The following is a 17,021-nucleotide window of genomic DNA, read 5'->3' as shown; positions in this document are numbered from 1 at the left end:
CCCCTCCGCTCCTCTGCGGTCTTAATGATAAGTCTTTAACCGGACATGATATGAGAGCTTCTGTGAAGAGTATTTACAAAAACACCTTACTTTTTATCAGTTGATAAAAAGTAAGGAAAGAAAATTACAGCATATTTACAGTTAGGGAAATACACAAGCTAAGTCTGTTACCCAGAGAGAAAGCAGGTTTTATTCCTGTTAACGCAGCGGGGCGTAGCCCATTCTGAATTCTGCTGTATCAGATTTGATTTTTATCTTACTCCTCACTCTCTTTAATATAATCCCAGCCAGGATAGGATATTTTCCCACCAAGAATATCGCAGATTACCTACACTCAAGTTCATTTTGTTGCGAATATCTTGGATTTTCCAGTTGGTTAGTTTAGCTAGAGTTTGCGCCTCTTGTTCAAAACGCTTGGGCAAAGACCGCTTATATTCTCTACCAGCCTGACATTTTAGTTCCCCTTGGAACGGATGTTGCAAAACATAGCGTCCTTGGAAAGATTCACTATTGGCTGTTTGTTGAAATATCAAGTCTTCAGGGAATTTGTCGCGGGTATAGCGAACATGCAATCTAGAGATAAAGACGTTACTTCTAGGAGAGGGACGACGAAAACTAGGGGGTACTGGCACATTACTTGTAGAATTATCATCTAGCCAAAATACACCTGCTTGTTTGAGTTCCTCTGAAGTCAGGGGTTCAGCAGAACAAGGATCGCAACTACCCATATCCCAAGCGTATTCTAAAAAACCAACTTTCCTGTCTTCTTTGGTGTAGATAGTTTGAAACATGGATTTGTAGAATTCACCAAATTCATCTTTGACAAATAAGGGAATGTTTGCGTCGGAGGGAATTTTTACCGTCCGATAGTTGGTGATTTCTGCTTGTCCTTGGGGCGAGAGGATGTAGACAATTAAATCCTGCTCTGTCGTAGCATTGATCATGCCCAAACGAATTGGCAACATGAATTTAGGTGATTGGTAGGAAATTTGTAGTGGACGGAGGAACTGGTAGCCAGATTGCTCAAATTTATCCAAGTTGACTTTAGCAACAAAGAATTTCATAGAGGAGCGAATATAAGGCTGAAGTAACTGTTTCGCACCTCTGGGGATTTTGTAGCCATTGCGTTTAAGCCAAGTTTCCAGTCCACCAGATTCTTTCGCACTGAGGATCACAATGTCGTATTCACCAACGTTGAAACGTGCTTCGACCGTCACACCTAAACTAGCATCGCCCCTTGTATTCCCCGCTTCACTTCTCGCTGCTGCTGGGGCTGGTGCTGCTGATAACTCTCTTTCGTAAACTGGGGCACAAGGATCTGAGTCAAAATATTCTACCAATCGCGGCGCACTAAAAGCATCTAAGCGCTCGATAATCTTCGGTTCGGTGACGCGAACTTGTTCTTTTTGCAGCACCGTTGGCACTGGTACTACCATTGCAAAATCTTTGACTTCGCCTTGAAAATCGTTTGCCATTGTCATGATAGTGCGATCGCCATCCCGCGCGATCACTACCTGAGAAGCTTTGTTATACAGTTTTGTATCAGCTTTGGCTACATAAAATCCACAAAAAGCCCAAGCTGCGGGTGTAAAGCACAAAACAGCTACAATTGCTAACAATAATGGTGTTAAAAGTCGAAAAAACTTCATTTTATACCTCTATTTTTTTAGTGCTGAGTGCTGAGTGCTGAGTTAGGAGTTAGGAGTTAGGAGTTCTACTTGTAAAGCGATCGCCACAAACAATCCCATTAAGAGTGCTGAGTTAAGAGTTGGGAGTTAGGAGTTAGGAGTTCTACTTGTAAAGCGATCGCCACAAACAATCCCATTAAGAGTGCTGAGTTAAGAGTTGGGAGTTAGGAGTTAGGAGTTCTACTTGTAAAGCGATCGCCACAAACAATCCCACTCAGAGTGCTGAGTTAGGAGTTAGGAGTTAGGAGTTCTATCACTGCTTCCTCATCTTTCTCTTGCCAAGCAAACCTTGGCGCTAACCAGAAAACATCTAGCAAGATGCTCAACGGTGCAAGGGCAAACAGCGCCCAGAAAACTGCTGTGGAAACAAAGAAATAATTTCGCAGGATAAAAGTTAATCCAGCGATGCAAACTGCCCAAACTACACGCCCAATTCGGGAATTGGGAATTGATCGCGGATCTGTAATCATAAATAGGGCGAACAGCAGCAAAGATCCACTCATCAATCGATGCCAGTAAACATCCCAAGTCCAACCCAGCCAGAAATTGCGAATGGCTTCCAGCAAAGAGTAGGAACCCAAAAAAGCTGCTGTGGTGTCCCAGCGACCAATGCGCTGCAAAATCATGCCGCCAGTACCGAGAAATAATAGCCCATACCACCACTCTTCGCCCCATTGTCCTGGCGAAACCCAAGCATCGGGAGTGAGAATCAAGGCAGATATGATGCCAAAATTGGCGGGATTGAAGAAATGCTTATCGCCAACTTGGAAGATAAATTTGCTGGCGATCGCCAGAACTGCGGCTATTGCCATTGTCGTCCAGTGGTCAGCCCGTAACAGTAAACTGAGTCCCAATGATGTAATTAAAGCACTGCGAAGATTTGGCATTTGTTTTTTGTCATTTGTCATTTGTCCTACCCTGCGGGAAGCCGCTAGGGCGTCTATGTTGTTTGCTAATGACCAATGACCAGTGACTAATGACAATATCCATTGAGTTACAAGACAAGTGGCGATCGCTACCCCAATTAATTCTGGTCGTAGCGTCCAATCTCGTGTACCAATTCCCAAGACTAGGAACAAGCTCAAAAATAAAATCTGATAATCTCGTATATCTTTTGGTAACATCAACCCTTAATTCAGGGATTCCCCGTAGATTTCTCATCAATTTAGACGAGTGCTAGGAAAAATAGCATTACTGTTACAGATTTTGTTACAAAATAAAGCATTGACAGACCAAAGCGATCGCTGTGATGTTTGAACCTCAAGATAACCAAAAAAGATAGAGATGCGATCGCATCTCTACCTTTTTTAAGTTAATTAACCGAAGTATGAAGATATGGAATAAAAGAAAAAGATTTACACCAGCACAACGTCCAGATTAACTGAGAAGAAAGAAGGCTTGTTCTCAATGGTAGCGAATTGCTCCCCTGCGAAGAATAAGTTACCATTAGTGCTGTTGTAGCTGAACTGGTTGTTAGAGCTAGCACCAAATCCAGACTTGGAAATCTGGATTTTGTCACCCTCTCTCCACTCGAAGTCTTTGATGATATCGATACCTTCAAATTTACTATTGAAGACAAACTTATCTGCGCCAGCACCACCTGTGAGTACGTCAGTGCCAAAGCCACCAACGAGAGTGTCACTACCTGCTCCACCGCTGAGAACATTATTGGCGCTACTACCAACAATCGTATCGTTGCCAGATGTACCAATTAAATTCTCAATGCTGACTAAAGTATCGGTGAGAGTAGAATTTCCCGGAAACCTAACTACACCAGTGGAGAGATTGGCATCAATAGGGCCGGAGAAGAAAGCATAAGATGTGGTATCAGTTCCAGTACCACCATTAATGGTGTCAAAGCCAAAGCCACCATCGATGAAGTCATTACCTGCTCCACCGCTGAGAACATTATTGGCATCATTACCGACAATCGTATCGTTGCCAACTGTACCAATTAAATTCTCAATGCTGACTAAAGTATCGGTGAGAGTAGAATTTCCCGGAAACCTAACTACACCAGTGGAGAGATTGGCATCAATAGGGCCGGAGAAGAAAGCATAAGATGTGGTATCAGTTCCAGTACCACCATTAATGGTGTCAAAGCCAAAGCCACCATCGATGAAGTCATTACCTGCTCCACCGCTGAGAACATTATTGGCATCATTACCGACAATCGTATCGTTGCCAACTGTACCAATTAAATTCTCAATGCTGACTAAAGTATCGGTGAGAGTAGAATTTCCCGGAAACCTAACTACACCAGTGGAGAGATTGGCATCAATAGGGCCGGAGAAGAAAGCATAAGATGTGGTATCAGTTCCAGTACCACCATTAATGGTGTCAAAGCCAAAGCCACCATCGATGAAGTCATTACCTGCTCCACCGCTGAGAACATTATTGGCATCATTACCGACAATCGTATCGTTGCCAACTGTACCAATTAAATTCTCAATGCTGACTAAAGTATCGGTGAGAGTAGAATTTCCCGGAAACCTAACTACACCAGTGGAGAGATTGGCATCAATAGGGCCGGAGAAGAAAGCATAAGATGTGGTATCAGTTCCAGTACCACCATTAATGGTGTCAAAGCCAAAGCCACCATCTAGGAAGTCATCGCCTGCTCCACCAAACAGTTTGTCATCACCATCCAAGCCTAGGAGGGTATCGTTGTCACTACTGCCGAAGATAACATCATTACCATTAGTTCCGGAAACATTAATTGCCATGAGAGTTTATCCTTGATCGAGATTAATTGTTAATATTAGGACTTACAGTTTTACAAAAAGACAATTATGTGAATAAGGCTGTAATTTTTTTCTCCCCTACTTTTATGACTGCGATATTTCCTGTTGATCTGACAACTAAAAAAATAAGTTGAGTCAGCTAGGCAGGAATAGATCATGAGTGGAAACTATATTTCCAACTTGGAAATAGGAACAAGGGGAAACCTACTAAAATTAGAAGGAGTGCTAATTCATATAACTGTCCATTTGTACGGCGTGTAAGTTCTAGGTATAGAACTCTTAAGTGTGCGAATCACGCTTAACAGTCCCATATTAAGTAATCAGTTTAGTTAGGCAAGATTACGGAAAAAAGAAAAAATTTTATGCAGCTAGCTCCCCTCTTCCCAATTTTCTACCGTATTCTCCAGCCAAGTTTTCCCAACTGCCTTTGGGCTGGAAATCCTGGTTCTAAAACGATCGCACTCACATTCGATGATGGGCCCCACCCGCAATACACACCCGAAGTCTTGGCAATGTTAGACCGTTACAAGATTACAGCGAGTTTTTTTTGGTTGGGTGTTTGCGTCAACCGTTCACCAGCCATTGCTAAAGCCATCAGCGATCGCGGACACTGGATCGGATTGCATGGCTACGATCATCGCTCTTTTCCCATGCTTTCCCCAAATGACCTAAAGGACAGTTTAGAAAAAACCCAAGTTGCCATTTACAATGCCTGCAACCTGCAACCTCAACAAGTGCGAGATGTTCGCCCCCCCAATGGTTTATTTACACCTGCTACTTTAAATTTTTTTTCTCAGTGGAATTACCGCCCAGTAATGTGGAGTGTTGTACCCGAAGACTGGGTGCGCCCAGGTGTCACCACCGTGGTACAGCGAATTATGCAGCAGGTCAAAAATGGTTCAATAATTGTTTTGCATGATGGTGCTTGCGGTGGACAAGATGTTGCTGCCACAATTCAAATTCTCATTCCGCAACTGCTACAACAGGGTTATGAGTTTGTAACTGTTGATACTCTGTGGCAGCAAGTTAAGAAAAACCATTGATTGTTAAACATTTCAAAAATAGGTGAAGTTAATAATTTGTTTTAAATCAGGCTTTCCCATAAATTATGTTAGAGCAGTTTTCGATTATTGACGTTCCCCTAGATGCCCTTGGCGAGTATTACGAATTACAAATTGCTATTATTATCTCAACAATTTGCTTTCCACGAAGTTGGAGAGCAAATAAAAACAATTTGAGTATTGGGAATTTGAAGGGGGTTTCAGAGTGGCTGATGATGAACGCATAGTCAATACACAACAGATTTATCCAAAGGATTTTTCCTGGGGATTATGGCCTGTTGTGCCACTCTACCCCTATGGTAGGCGGCAGACAATTCGTCAAGAAGTGCTTAAGGACACAATCTGGAATTTTGACCAGATTCAAGGCATTTTCTACGTTGTTGTCCCGATTCGCATGACTGTTGTGAAGTTGGAAACCGGGGGTCTTCTCGTCTATGCGCCTGTTGCACCAACCCCAGAGTGCATCAAACTTGTGAATGAGTTGGTGGTCAAATATGGCAGCATTAAATATATCATTCTGCCAACTATCTCTGGTATAGAACACAAAGTTTTTGTTGGTCCCTTCGCCAGATACTTTCCGACTGCACAAGTGTTTGTGGCTCCCCATCAGTGGAGTTTCCCGCTAAATCTCCCCCTTAGCTGGCTTGGCTTACCCCCAAAACGAACTCAAGTACTTCCAGAAGATAGTAGCAAAACTCCCTTTGCTGACGAGTTTGATTATGCAATGCTGGGCCCCATCGGGCTTGGCCCTGGAAGGTTTGCGGAAGTTGCTTTTTTCCACAAGCGATCGCATACTCTTTTAGTAACAGATTCTGTGCTTTCTATCCCAGAAGATCCACCTGCGATCGTTCTTTTAGATCCATATCCTTTACTATTTCATGCCAAGGATCGTGCTTCTGATCTTGTTGCAGATATTCAGGTCAATCGCCGTAAGGGTTGGCAGCGTATCTGTCTGTTTGCTTTGTATTTTCAACCACAGGCATTAGATATACGCCGATGGAGTCAGGTATTACAAGATTCCTTGAAAGCTCCAGAACGCTCAAGGAAAGCTTATTTTGGATTGTATCCCTTTAAATGGCAGTCAGATTGGCAGCGATCGTTTGATGCCCTGCAAGGGAATGGGCGTTTGTTTGTCGCACCAATTTTACAGACGCTGATTCTCAACCGCGCACCCAAGGAAACTATTGACTGGGCTGATAAAGTTGCAAGTTGGGACTTCGAGTGGATAATTCCCTGCCACTTTGATTCACCAATTAAAGCTAAACCGCATCAGTTTCGCCAAGCTTTCTCTTTTTTGGAAAAGCAGCCTGCTTTCAGTGGAGGTTTGTTCAGCAGTAGCAGCTATCCTTTACCAGAGGAAGATTTTAAAACACTTAGGGAAATCGATGCAGGTTTAAATAAGTTTGGCATTGTGCCAGCAGCTAAGGAGAAAGTGTAGGAGAAACGATATAGCACAATACAGTTCAGAATGAGCAACAAAACCCCGATCTAGAGACGCAATTTATCGCGTCTTGAAAGACCAATTATCCTTAACTGAACGTGAGTTCGATGAACCTCTCCCGGACAACCTCCCTCTCCCACGGGGAAAGGGAGGAGCAACGAGAAATTAGGGTTTTGGCTCCCCTCTGGGTGTCCGAGAGGGGTTGGGGGAGAGGTCAAAAAAGGGCTTGTCGAACTCACGTTAACTGAATCATATTGCAATACAGCGTTCTCCTTTGGATGCAGGTAACACAGCTAGCTGTGCTACCAAAGCTATATATCTGTATCAGGTGTTTCGTAGAATGGTATTGCTGGAAATATGATTAGCCACCGATATTTGTTATACGGTCAATCAAAGGGGGTGCGCTTTAAAGGTCACCTTGTGCCAGTGGCATTTTCGAGGTACCATGCAGTCGTGGATCGGGCACAGGAGGTTGCGGTTCTGGGCCTAGTGGTTGGGGATTTTCCACATACTCAAATTCGCCTTTGCCATCCATTGAGGGGCCTTTTGCCCAACGACCTTCGGCGCTTTCTGTGCCTTCTGAGTGATTCCAGAACTGATAAGAAAACTCGCGTTTCTCCAATTCCAACGGGAAGGAACTGGGAACCGGAGTGGTTTCTAATCCAGAACTTTCTAAATCTTCAATGGTTGCTAGCCACAAGTTTTGATGCATCGTATCACGAGCGATCATAAAGCTCAAGGTATCTTTCACCCCTGGATCGTCCGTCATTTCATACAGTCGCACTGCTTGTAAACGTCCCTGACTTTCAGCGTGGAGATTAGACCGGAAATCTGCCAACAAGTTGCCACTAGAGACAATAAAACGACCATTCCAAGGATAGCCGACGCTATCAGATGGTGTTGCACCTAAACCAGAGACAATGGCGTGTTGGGGGTTCATCGCCGCCGCCATAATTACATCCCGTGGGTTACTACCGCCCATGACAGCACCCACAACCGCATCTTTGACACTTTCTTCTTGCATTTTGAGCGGCGCTTTATCTAGAAGATGGGCAATCATCGTTGCCAGCATCTCAATGTGACCGATTTCCTCAGTCCCAACATCTAGCAGCATATCCCGGTACTTGGCAGGGCCTCGACAGTTCCAGCCCTGAAACAGATACTGCATCATCACGGTCATTTCACCAAAAGTACCGCCGATGAGTTCTTGAATTTTCATTGCATAAACCGCATCTGGTTTTTCTGGCGGCTTAAAATACTGGAGTTTCTTATTGTGATAAAACATTTGAATTCCTCTGTTAATTGCAGATGCTGACACAAAATCAAACAGTTGCCAAACTTTTATCCGATTTTGTGTAGCCTCTCCTTATCTAGGAAACTAGTCAAATGTTTTATCTTCATCAGCCTCTAGTCGGATAAAAAAAATACTTTTAAATAAGTATTTCGACTAGTGTTTCTTATTTATAGTTCTGTCTAGGAATGGATTTCAGAAAGCTCTACTTTGGTTCGAGAAAGGTATAAGGGACTTGTAAAAAATAAATTAGGGACTTCCAAATAAAAAAACCTCCCAAACTTTCTTGTGGGATGGGTGTCCCCACCCGTTCCAGATTTAGGGCGGGCAAGATGCCTACCCCAGAAAATGGATAATTTATTTCTTGGAAGTCCCTTATCCGAAGTTATGTCATGTCCGCCTAATTAGTTATGATTTCCACAGTCATTGCACCCCACACGCCAGATGCTCCACTTGGGGAGACCCCAAGACCGCACTGGCTCCCCTTAATCCCCTCCCCGCTCTTCCGGAGGGGAGACGAAGCGTAGCTTTGCCGGGGTGGGGTTCTTCGGGTTTAGTAAGTAATCAAGCGAACATGATATTATTTGTAGATTTGTAGGGGCGCAAGGTCTTGCGCCCCTACCTACCCTGCGGGACGCTCCGCGTTCGCGTAAGCGTTCCGCAGAGATGGGATGTTTTTTTTATTGGAAGTCCCTTCTCTAACGTTTAATCCCCTTAAACCGTTCTTGCGCGGCTTGAAATGCTTCTTGCATCACCAATTGAATTTTTTGGGGATCGGGTTTCTTACCTCCCATTAAATCACCAAAGTAAACGCAGGCTGCTTCTCCTAGTGCCCAGGTATAGGCGGCTGCCCAAGAGGCTGCGATCGCACTACCAATACCTGGTATAAATTTAATTAACTCTCGGGCAATTGCCTGTGCTAAAAAACCACCTGCGATCGCACTCACAACTCCTCCTGCTTGAGATGGGGTAAGTGTCTGCCCATATAATTTACCCAACAGACCCACCATTGATACTTGCAAGGCAGTGAGTACGGGCATTGTGGTAAATGGCAAAGGTACAGCAGCAAGAGTTGCAGACATAATCGCAAATGGCAAAATATAACGGCGTGCAGCATCTCGGTAAAGGTTGCCAATTTGCTTCCCAACTTCTTCTCGATCTAATAGCTGATAAATCGCTTGGGCTTCTGCTTGTGGGAGTAGTTCTGCTAAGGAATCTCGCAGTGCTTCTAAGCCATAAAATACCGGAGTATAGCCATCTTCTTCTAAGGTAAAGTCAATCATGACAGAGCGATCGCTTATTCCTGCGAAGGCTTGTTGCATTGCCGCAAATGCGCGGTTGACTTCCTGATAATCTGGCGGATAGGTAGGATGATCGATAGTATTGCCAGGATAAACTTCGTGCAAGCAGGTAACTACCAGCAGACAAGGAATATCTGGATACTTCTGGCGCAACTGTTGAGCAATTTGTCGTAGGGTGTCAGTTGCAAAATCATTAATTTTAACCGTCAAAAGCAGGATTCTGGCGGAACGAGTTTCCTGTTGTAAATCGCCAACTAATTCCTGAATAATTGTTTGAGTATCTTGTTTGACATCACCCAGCCCCACCGTATCAGTAAAAATCAGTAATGGCACCTCATTTGAAGGATAGGCATAGCGTTGGGTGTGTTGTGTGTGTGGGCGAAATCCCTGACCGACAATTTCAGCAGAAACTCCTGTCAATCCTCTGACAATAGAACTTTTCCCGGCTTGAGGTTTACCAATTAAAAGGGCTTCTGTGGTTGGCAGTTCGGCTCGGATTTTCTCTAAAATCTCTGCAACCTGAGTTTCGCTCACACTAAACCATTCCACAACTGTATGTGCCACCTGTTCTACGGGTAGGAGTTGGGTTAGACGTGTTGTTGTTTTGTTCCACACACCAGCAATCTGATTTGTCCAGGAATTATCGACCGACTTGGTAATCGTTTTGTCGGTCGGTTCGCTCAATTGCTGAGAATCATGTTGCTCAGTCATTTCTATCTAAACGTAGAAAACCCTTTTACTCATCTTATAGCGATTCTCAAAAGGATAACTAGTACCGTTAGTAGTGTATCAACTTGGGGAATTGCCTTTTGGAGGTAGCATTGTCTCACACTCCTAGACGAATTTTCCTAGAAAAATCGACTGGTAATGCCATTGCATCGACTTGCAATGCTATTGCATCAACTGGTAATGCCATTGCATCGACTTGTAATGCTATTGTTTCAGCAATGCTTGTGGTAAATCCTTACCTGGGCTAATGAAGAATTACATCAAGGGGTCTGAAACTAATTATTTTTGTGAATCCACACGCTGATAAATTTGTAAAGTGCTTAATATCTAGATAGTCCTCAATAGTTGAATAAGTGATGTTTGCAAGCCAATTAAAGGGGAAATTGGTGACTCAAAAGCGTGAATAAACTATGCCGATAGTTGAAGCTTTCGGCAAATTATTTGTTTGTGCCCTCAAACAGCACTCACCTGATTATTGACAACTGAAGTTACTCCAAAAACCGATTCAGGTAGGAAAAAGTTATGGCAAATATCATTGGAACCGAAGGTAACGATACCTTACAAGGCATTTCCGATTACGAGTTCGACACCCTAACTGGTGGAGGTGGCAAGGATATATTTGTTTACGACGTTAACAACGGAACTAAAGAGCCAGATACAATCACTGATTTTGGTGGCATCGGTAAAGGTACAAATCCCTCAGTAGCAGTTATTGCTGAAGTTGATACCATCAAATTCGTTGGTAATGGGTTGACTGCACGAAATCTGGTACTCACCCAGAATGGCACAAACTTGGAAATCGGCTTTGAAGGGATAGGAAACTATAATAATGCATCTGGTAAATTTGAAGAGATAACTAAAGTTATCCTGCAAAACTTTGCCTTGGAAAATCTAGATAACCTCACCAAATCTACTGGAGCCACTGTAAACTCAGGCAATATTCTATTTGATGGGCAAAGCAGTATTCAAGACAGCTTTGATGTCTTCAATGCTAACTCTACCCAAAGCAGTGTCTTTAGAAAGAACACAGTCACCTTCCTCAACGACCTCGACAACAATGTTAACGGCTTTGACAACTCAGATGATGTTATCAACGGTCAGGGAGGTGACGACATCATCAACGGCTTAAGTGGTAACGACTTGCTGCGGGGTGGTACTGGCAACGATACTCTCATTGGTGGTGTCGGCAATGATATTCTTGTTGCTGGTACGAGGAGTGACTTCAATGTTGACAATTCAGAAGGGGATAACCTGCTCGATGGAGGCGATGGCAATGATACTCTCTTAGCCTCTGGCTACCAGTATGACCTTCTATACTACGTAAAAGACAACGACCTCCGGTCTAAAGGGAATAACACCCTCAATGGTGGTGCTGGGAACGATTACTTGAGTGCTAGCGGTTCAACAGGCGATAATCTCCTTATTGGTGGCGATCGCAATGATTCTCTCTCCATCTCTGGCTATTCCAGCTCAAGTAACCGCGACGACTACTTCAACTCAGTTTCCTTAGGCAATAACACCCTCAACGGTGGCGGTGGTGACGATACCTTGAGTGCTAGCGGTTCAACAGGCGATAACCTCCTTATTGGTGGCAATGGCAATGATTCTCTCTCCATCTCTGACGACAAACATAAGTACTCGTTTGAAAGCTACTCCTACAACACCTACTCTCGCTCCTTAGGCAATAACACGCTCAACGGTGGTGCTGGTGATGATACCTTAAGTGCTAGTGGTTCAGAAGGCAATAACCTGCTTTTTGGAGGAGATGGCAATGATTCTGTCTCCATCTCTGGCGATTTGAAAATATTTAGCAGCTATTATGGTGGCTCTAACACCGAGTCTCGCTCTTTTGGCAATAACACACTCAACGGTGGTGCAGGTAACGATAACTTGAGTGCTAGTGGTTCAACAGGCGATAATTTACTCTCTGGTGGCGATGGTAATGATACTCTCTCCGTCTCTGGCTACTACAGCGAAAAGATAAAAGACGGAAACGAGGATTTTTACCAGCTTCCCAGTGACTCTAATTCCACAAACAACTCTCGCTCTTCTGGCAATAATACGCTCAATGGTGGCGCTGGCGATGATAGCTTGAGCGCTAGTGGTTCAACAGACGATAATTTACTCTCTGGTGGCGATGGCAATGATTCTCTTTCCATCTCTGGCTATGATGATTCTAGCTCCTACTCTGAGTATGCCAACGACCAGCTCATCGAGACCTACTACAACGAGTACAACTCTCGCTCTTCTGGCAATAACACGCTCAACGGTGGTGCTGGTAACGATTCTTTGAATGTTGACTCTTCATTAGGCGATAATCTACTCGACGGTGGTGATGGCAATGATACCCTTACAGCGTCTGGAGCTTCTGGTAATAACATCCTCAAAGGTGGCAGTGGCAATGATATCCTTACAGGTGGCAAAGGTAATGATAGCCTTTATGGGGGAAGTGGTAGTGATACCTTTGTTTTCAGTAGTTTCAATGAAGGACTTGATACTATTTATGGCTTCAAAGCCACTAATGAAGTAATTCAGGTGTCGTCTGCTGGTTTTGGCGGCGGTTTATCAGCAGGTATAGTCTTAGCTGATCAATTTACACTTGGAACATCTGCAACCACTAGCACTGAAAGATTTATTTACAACTCCACTACAGGTGCATTGTTCTTTGACCAGGATGGCAGTACAAGCACATTTACTCAGATACAATTTGGTTTAGTTGCTGCTGGCTTGTCATTAACCAACAACAATTTTGTTGTTGTTTAACGATAATTAGGGTTCCATCGCTGGGTAGCAAGCAAGATCATAAATTTTAAAAATGCGAGTTGTTGTAAATAATGCAGGATTTTTTGACTAATGAATCAAATCAGCGATCGCTTTTACCAATACATCTGGATCTACTGGTTTAGAGATATGCATTTGAAATCCTGCGGCTAATGCTTGCTGCTGATTCATTTCCCCTGCATAAGCTGTCAGAGCGATCGCTGGTACGTTTCCTCCTTGTTCAGGGGATCGCGATCGCACTTCACGCATCAGCATATAACCGTCTGTTTTTGGCATTCCAATATCGCTAATTAAAACATCGGGTATCGACTCAGACAGTGCTTGTAGTGCTTCTTGTGCTGATGATACGGCGGTTACTTCTACACCGTAGTCTTGCAATATAAAGGTAACTAAATCGCGGATATCTGGTTCATCGTCCACTACCAAAACTTGAGTGTCCGCAAGCAGCGAGGATTCAGGCTCAGAATATGAAAACTCATTCTCTTCACCCCGAACCTGTTCGCTTCTAAGCAAAAGCGGTAACTCGACAGTGAAGCTTGCACCCAATCCTTCTCCAAGACTCTCGGCTTGAACATTTCCCCCATGCATTTCTACAACCTTACGCACGATCGCTAGTCCTAAACCTAGTCCACCAAATGTCCGTGTAGTTGTGCCATCAGCTTGGCGAAAGTAATCAAACACATAAGGCAAAAAGTCTAGGCTAATTCCCTTACCTGTATCACTGACTTGAATTTGAGCCTGATTACCAACTTCCATGAGTCGAATTTCTACCCGTCCGCCTGTTGGTGTAAATTTTACCGCATTAGAAAGCAAGTTCCACACAACTTGTTGCAGCCGATTGGGGTCGCCCATCACTTGTCCCAAATTGGCATCAAATACCGTCTGAATTTGAATTGACTTGGCTTGTGCTGCTAGTTTTACTGTTTCTAGTGCTGCTTCAACTACCATTACCAAACTGACAGGACAGATATTCAAGTTTAATTTTCCTTGGAGAATGCGCGACACATCCAACAAATCTTCAATTAGCTGGGTTTGTAACTTGGCGTTGCGTTCAATGGTTTCTAAGGCATGATGAGTAGTTTTTTCATCAAACTTGCGAGTCCGCAGCATTTTCGACCATCCCAGAATGGAGTTAAGTGGGGTTCGCAGTTCATGAGAGAGAACCGCCAGAAATTCATCTTTAATTTTGTTGGCGATTTCTGCTTGTTGTCGTGCTGTCCTTTCGCAGCCGAGTAGGCGATCGCATTCTTTTTCAGCCAATTTGCGCTCGGTTATGTCGAGTACAAAAGCAACACCGTTGTCTTGGGAGTCATTTAGCAAAGCTATCCCCAAAACAATTGGTACTCGCTTACCGTTGCGGTGAATATATTCTTTCTCGAAAATTCTGGAAACTCCAGTTGTTTGCACCTCCCAAAGGGCGCGATCGTCTAAATCCTGGTACTCAACAGGAGTAAGTTCTCTCCAATTAATTCTGCCTAAAGTAGCAAACTCATCACAAGTGTAGCCAGCTAGTTGAAGAAAGGCATCATTGGCATCAATGATGAAACCATCTACAGTCCAAAAAGCGACTCCAATCAGGTTAGATTCAAACAAACGCCGAAATCGTGCTTCACTTTCACGTAATGATTTCTCTGCCCGTTTGTGTTCGGTAATATCGCGAGAAACAGTAATTACGCCTTCAATACTTTGGTCAACATTCCGTAATGGTGTGAGAATATATTCATAATAATGTACGCCATCACGAGTAACATATTTACACTCATCTTTTAGCGGCTGCCCAGTTTTCATCACAGCTTGTCGTTGATTATCTACCTGCGTTATTAAGTCTGTGGGTAAATCCAGTTCTGGCAAAGTTTTGCCGATAATATCTTGGGGATTTAAACCTAGTACAGTCGCTGCATCATGACTAACATACTGATAGCAACCTTGGCGATTAAAGATATAAATATGATCGACTGAAGCGGTGAGGATGGCATTTAAAATATTTGCCTGTTCTTGGACTTGTGTTGTGAGTTCGCGAGTACTTTCTTTTGCCTGCTTACACACAGTAGTTTCCATACAAACGCCGATCATTCGCACCGCTTGCCCTTGACTATTATAGATAAATTTCCCCTTGGCAGAAATCCAATGTGTACTTTGGTCTGAGCGAACTATGCGAAATTCATCATTGTAGTCAGTCTTTTGTGTGAACGCGTGGGCGATCCCTTGCATTACAGATTGGCTATCTTCAGGATGAACGCACTTTTTAAACGTCTCATAAGGACTATCAGAACTACTTGGAAGTACACCAAAAAGTAGTTCATAATTTTCTGACCAGATGACTTTATTGGTAATAATATTCCAATCCCACAAGCCCATCTGGGATACATCTAGAGCTAGCCTCAGCCGTTCTTCACTCTCTCTGAGGACTACTTCTAACTGCTGTCGCTCTGCAATTTCTTGTTGGAGTTGCTCTATAATTTTTGCTACATCTGTTGGCTGATTGAGATGTACACATGTTTCCTTAACTTTAATATGGGGACTTTCTAGTTTTAGCGACAGTTTTATTTGTAGCTCTGTTAATTGTTCCTCAAGAACTGTTTGCCTTTGTTGATAAAATATCTCTGATTGCTCTAACTCAGCTACACGCTGCCGCAAAACAGCTAATTCATCATTAAGTTGAAAGTTAATTTTCTCAACATTTTGCATATCGTACACCGCTAATATTTAACAATATCGACTTTCAGAGTAGGTATTCCCTAGTACCGCAAGGCGTAATTAAAAATTAAAAATTAAAAATTATTATAAATAAATACACCGTAAGCGTTACATTAATGTGAATGGGTGGTTTATTTACGCCGTATTCTACTATTTTGATCTATGAACTTTTTCGTTATCAAATGTAATCTATCAAAAGGTATATAAAAAATTAAAAATCATTGAGCTAATCAATCTGCCTATTGACTATATGCTTTACTAAACAAAAGCAGATTAGTTATTTCAGCCAAAAGGTATATATGAGTTTTGAGGACTGTAAGGTAATCACTGACAAAAATCTCAAAATCGATCTTTCTTTTTGACACAAGTCAGTTAATAGTGCCCACCCTAAAAAATAGCTAGATAGCTAAATAAACTTTATTTTTTCAATCGTATAAAAGCTGCACCAATTAATAATCCCACAAATTGCCCTAAGAAGACAACACCCGATTGATTTACGCCAACAGGAGGAATATTTAGATTGCCAATACCATAAAATAATTGTTGTACAAACCACCAAAATATATAGAAAAAGGCTGGTAATTGGATAGGGATATACAAGATTATAAGCGGCAAAACGGTGTCAATTTTAGCTTTAGGAAACTTCATAATATATGCTCCTAAAATGGCTGCGATCGCACCATTTGCCCCAATCAATGGAACTGTCAAACTCGGTTCAACCAGAATTTGTATTACCCCTGCGATCGCACCAGCAGCCAGATAAAATCCTAGATAGCGTCCGTGTCCTAGAAGATTTTCTACAGTTTTCCCAAAAACCCATAAAAATAGTAAATTTCCTAATATTTGACTAAAACTGCCGTGCAGAAATATGCCAAAAAATAGGGTAAATACCCGCCAGATGACAACTATCCAAGCAGCAGAGTTGAAAAAGAGAGCATTATTAACTGCTCCACTAATCTGCGCTGGGATCACACCCCAAGTATTGACAAAATAGCCTAATTGACCGCTAAACTCTAGTTTAAGTTCCCATAAAAATACAGCCAGGTTAATGCCAATCAACCAGTAATTAATAATTGGTTTTTTTCGACACCGAATATTATCACTAATAGGAATCATATAGATTTGTCAGTAGTCATTAGTCATTGATCATTAGTTAATAGTTATTAGTTTTCTATTTCTGCTCCTCTGCTCCTCTGCTCCTCTGCTCCTCTGCTCCTCTGCTCCTCTGCTCCTCTGCTCCTCTGCTCCTCTGCTCCTCTGCTCCTCTGCTCCTCTGCTCCTCTGCTCC

11 protein-coding genes are annotated in these 17,021 nt (G+C 42.9%); 4 read left to right on the top strand and 7 right to left on the bottom strand.

The window, feature by feature from the left end; translation table 11 throughout:
* Nucleotides 1-272 precede the first annotated feature (272 nt).
* The 3 genes from RMY27_RS34070 to RMY27_RS34060 form a co-directional block, all read right to left on the bottom strand.
* The gene (locus RMY27_RS34070; protein ID WP_322669222.1) at nucleotides 273-1,649 is read right to left on the bottom strand and encodes a DUF2330 domain-containing protein; all 1,377 of its coding nucleotides are present in this window, start codon (nucleotides 1,647-1,649) and stop codon (nucleotides 273-275) included.
* 266 nt (nucleotides 1,650-1,915) lie between these two features.
* Nucleotides 1,916-2,812: an RnfABCDGE type electron transport complex subunit D gene (locus tag RMY27_RS34065; protein ID WP_322669221.1), complete on the bottom strand. Its 897-nt coding sequence runs from the start codon at nucleotides 2,810-2,812 to the stop codon at nucleotides 1,916-1,918.
* Nucleotides 2,813-3,043: 231 nt separating this feature from the next.
* The gene (locus RMY27_RS34060) at nucleotides 3,044-4,414 is read right to left on the bottom strand and encodes a calcium-binding protein (RefSeq protein WP_322669220.1); all 1,371 of its coding nucleotides are present in this window, start codon (nucleotides 4,412-4,414) and stop codon (nucleotides 3,044-3,046) included.
* A 380-nt stretch (nucleotides 4,415-4,794) separates the two neighbouring features.
* On the opposite strand from RMY27_RS34060, the gene RMY27_RS34055 reads away from it, so the two are divergent.
* Together RMY27_RS34055 and RMY27_RS34050 are read left to right on the top strand one after the other, a co-directional pair.
* The gene (locus RMY27_RS34055) at nucleotides 4,795-5,475 is read left to right on the top strand and encodes a polysaccharide deacetylase family protein (RefSeq protein WP_322669219.1); all 681 of its coding nucleotides are present in this window, start codon (nucleotides 4,795-4,797) and stop codon (nucleotides 5,473-5,475) included.
* Between the two features lie 223 nt (nucleotides 5,476-5,698).
* Nucleotides 5,699-6,931 (top strand): DUF4336 domain-containing protein, encoded by a 1,233-nt coding sequence (locus RMY27_RS34050; RefSeq protein WP_322669218.1) that lies wholly within the window; start codon nucleotides 5,699-5,701, stop codon nucleotides 6,929-6,931.
* 409 nt (nucleotides 6,932-7,340) lie between these two features.
* Here RMY27_RS34050 and RMY27_RS34045 read toward each other — a convergent pair whose 3' ends face one another.
* Both RMY27_RS34045 and RMY27_RS34040 read right to left on the bottom strand, forming a co-directional pair.
* On the bottom strand, nucleotides 7,341-8,219 hold the full coding sequence (locus RMY27_RS34045; protein ID WP_322669217.1) for a manganese catalase family protein: 879 nt from the start codon (nucleotides 8,217-8,219) through the stop codon (nucleotides 7,341-7,343).
* A 704-nt stretch (nucleotides 8,220-8,923) separates the two neighbouring features.
* Nucleotides 8,924-10,237, bottom strand: a complete 1,314-nt coding sequence (locus RMY27_RS34040; RefSeq protein ID WP_322669216.1) for a 50S ribosome-binding GTPase — start codon at nucleotides 10,235-10,237, stop codon at nucleotides 8,924-8,926.
* Between the two features lie 110 nt (nucleotides 10,238-10,347).
* Here RMY27_RS34040 and RMY27_RS34035 point away from each other — a divergent pair, with 110 nt between their 5' ends.
* A complete protein-coding gene (locus RMY27_RS34035; RefSeq protein WP_322669215.1) occupies nucleotides 10,348-10,503 on the top strand; it encodes a hypothetical protein in 156 nt (51 codons plus the stop codon).
* Nucleotides 10,504-10,777: 274 nt separating this feature from the next.
* Nucleotides 10,778-13,018, top strand: coding sequence for a calcium-binding protein (locus RMY27_RS34030; protein ID WP_322669214.1), 2,241 nt, complete (start codon nucleotides 10,778-10,780; stop codon nucleotides 13,016-13,018).
* 87 nt (nucleotides 13,019-13,105) lie between these two features.
* Here the strand turns inward: RMY27_RS34030 and RMY27_RS34025 are convergent, their stop codons facing one another.
* Both RMY27_RS34025 and RMY27_RS34020 read right to left on the bottom strand, forming a co-directional pair.
* Entirely contained in the window at nucleotides 13,106-15,724 is a 2,619-nt protein-coding gene (locus tag RMY27_RS34025) for a PAS domain S-box protein (RefSeq protein ID WP_322669213.1), read from the bottom strand.
* Between the two features lie 426 nt (nucleotides 15,725-16,150).
* Nucleotides 16,151-16,849: a rhomboid family intramembrane serine protease gene (locus RMY27_RS34020; RefSeq protein ID WP_322669212.1), complete on the bottom strand. Its 699-nt coding sequence runs from the start codon at nucleotides 16,847-16,849 to the stop codon at nucleotides 16,151-16,153.
* Nucleotides 16,850-17,021: the final 172 nt, after the last annotated feature.

The organism is Nostoc sp. DedQUE09 (assembly GCF_034530915.1).
Lineage (GTDB): Bacteria > Cyanobacteriota > Cyanobacteriia > Cyanobacteriales > Nostocaceae > Nostoc.
Note: the sequence above shows the minus strand (reverse complement) of the source record. Positions and strands in the feature narration are given on the sequence as shown.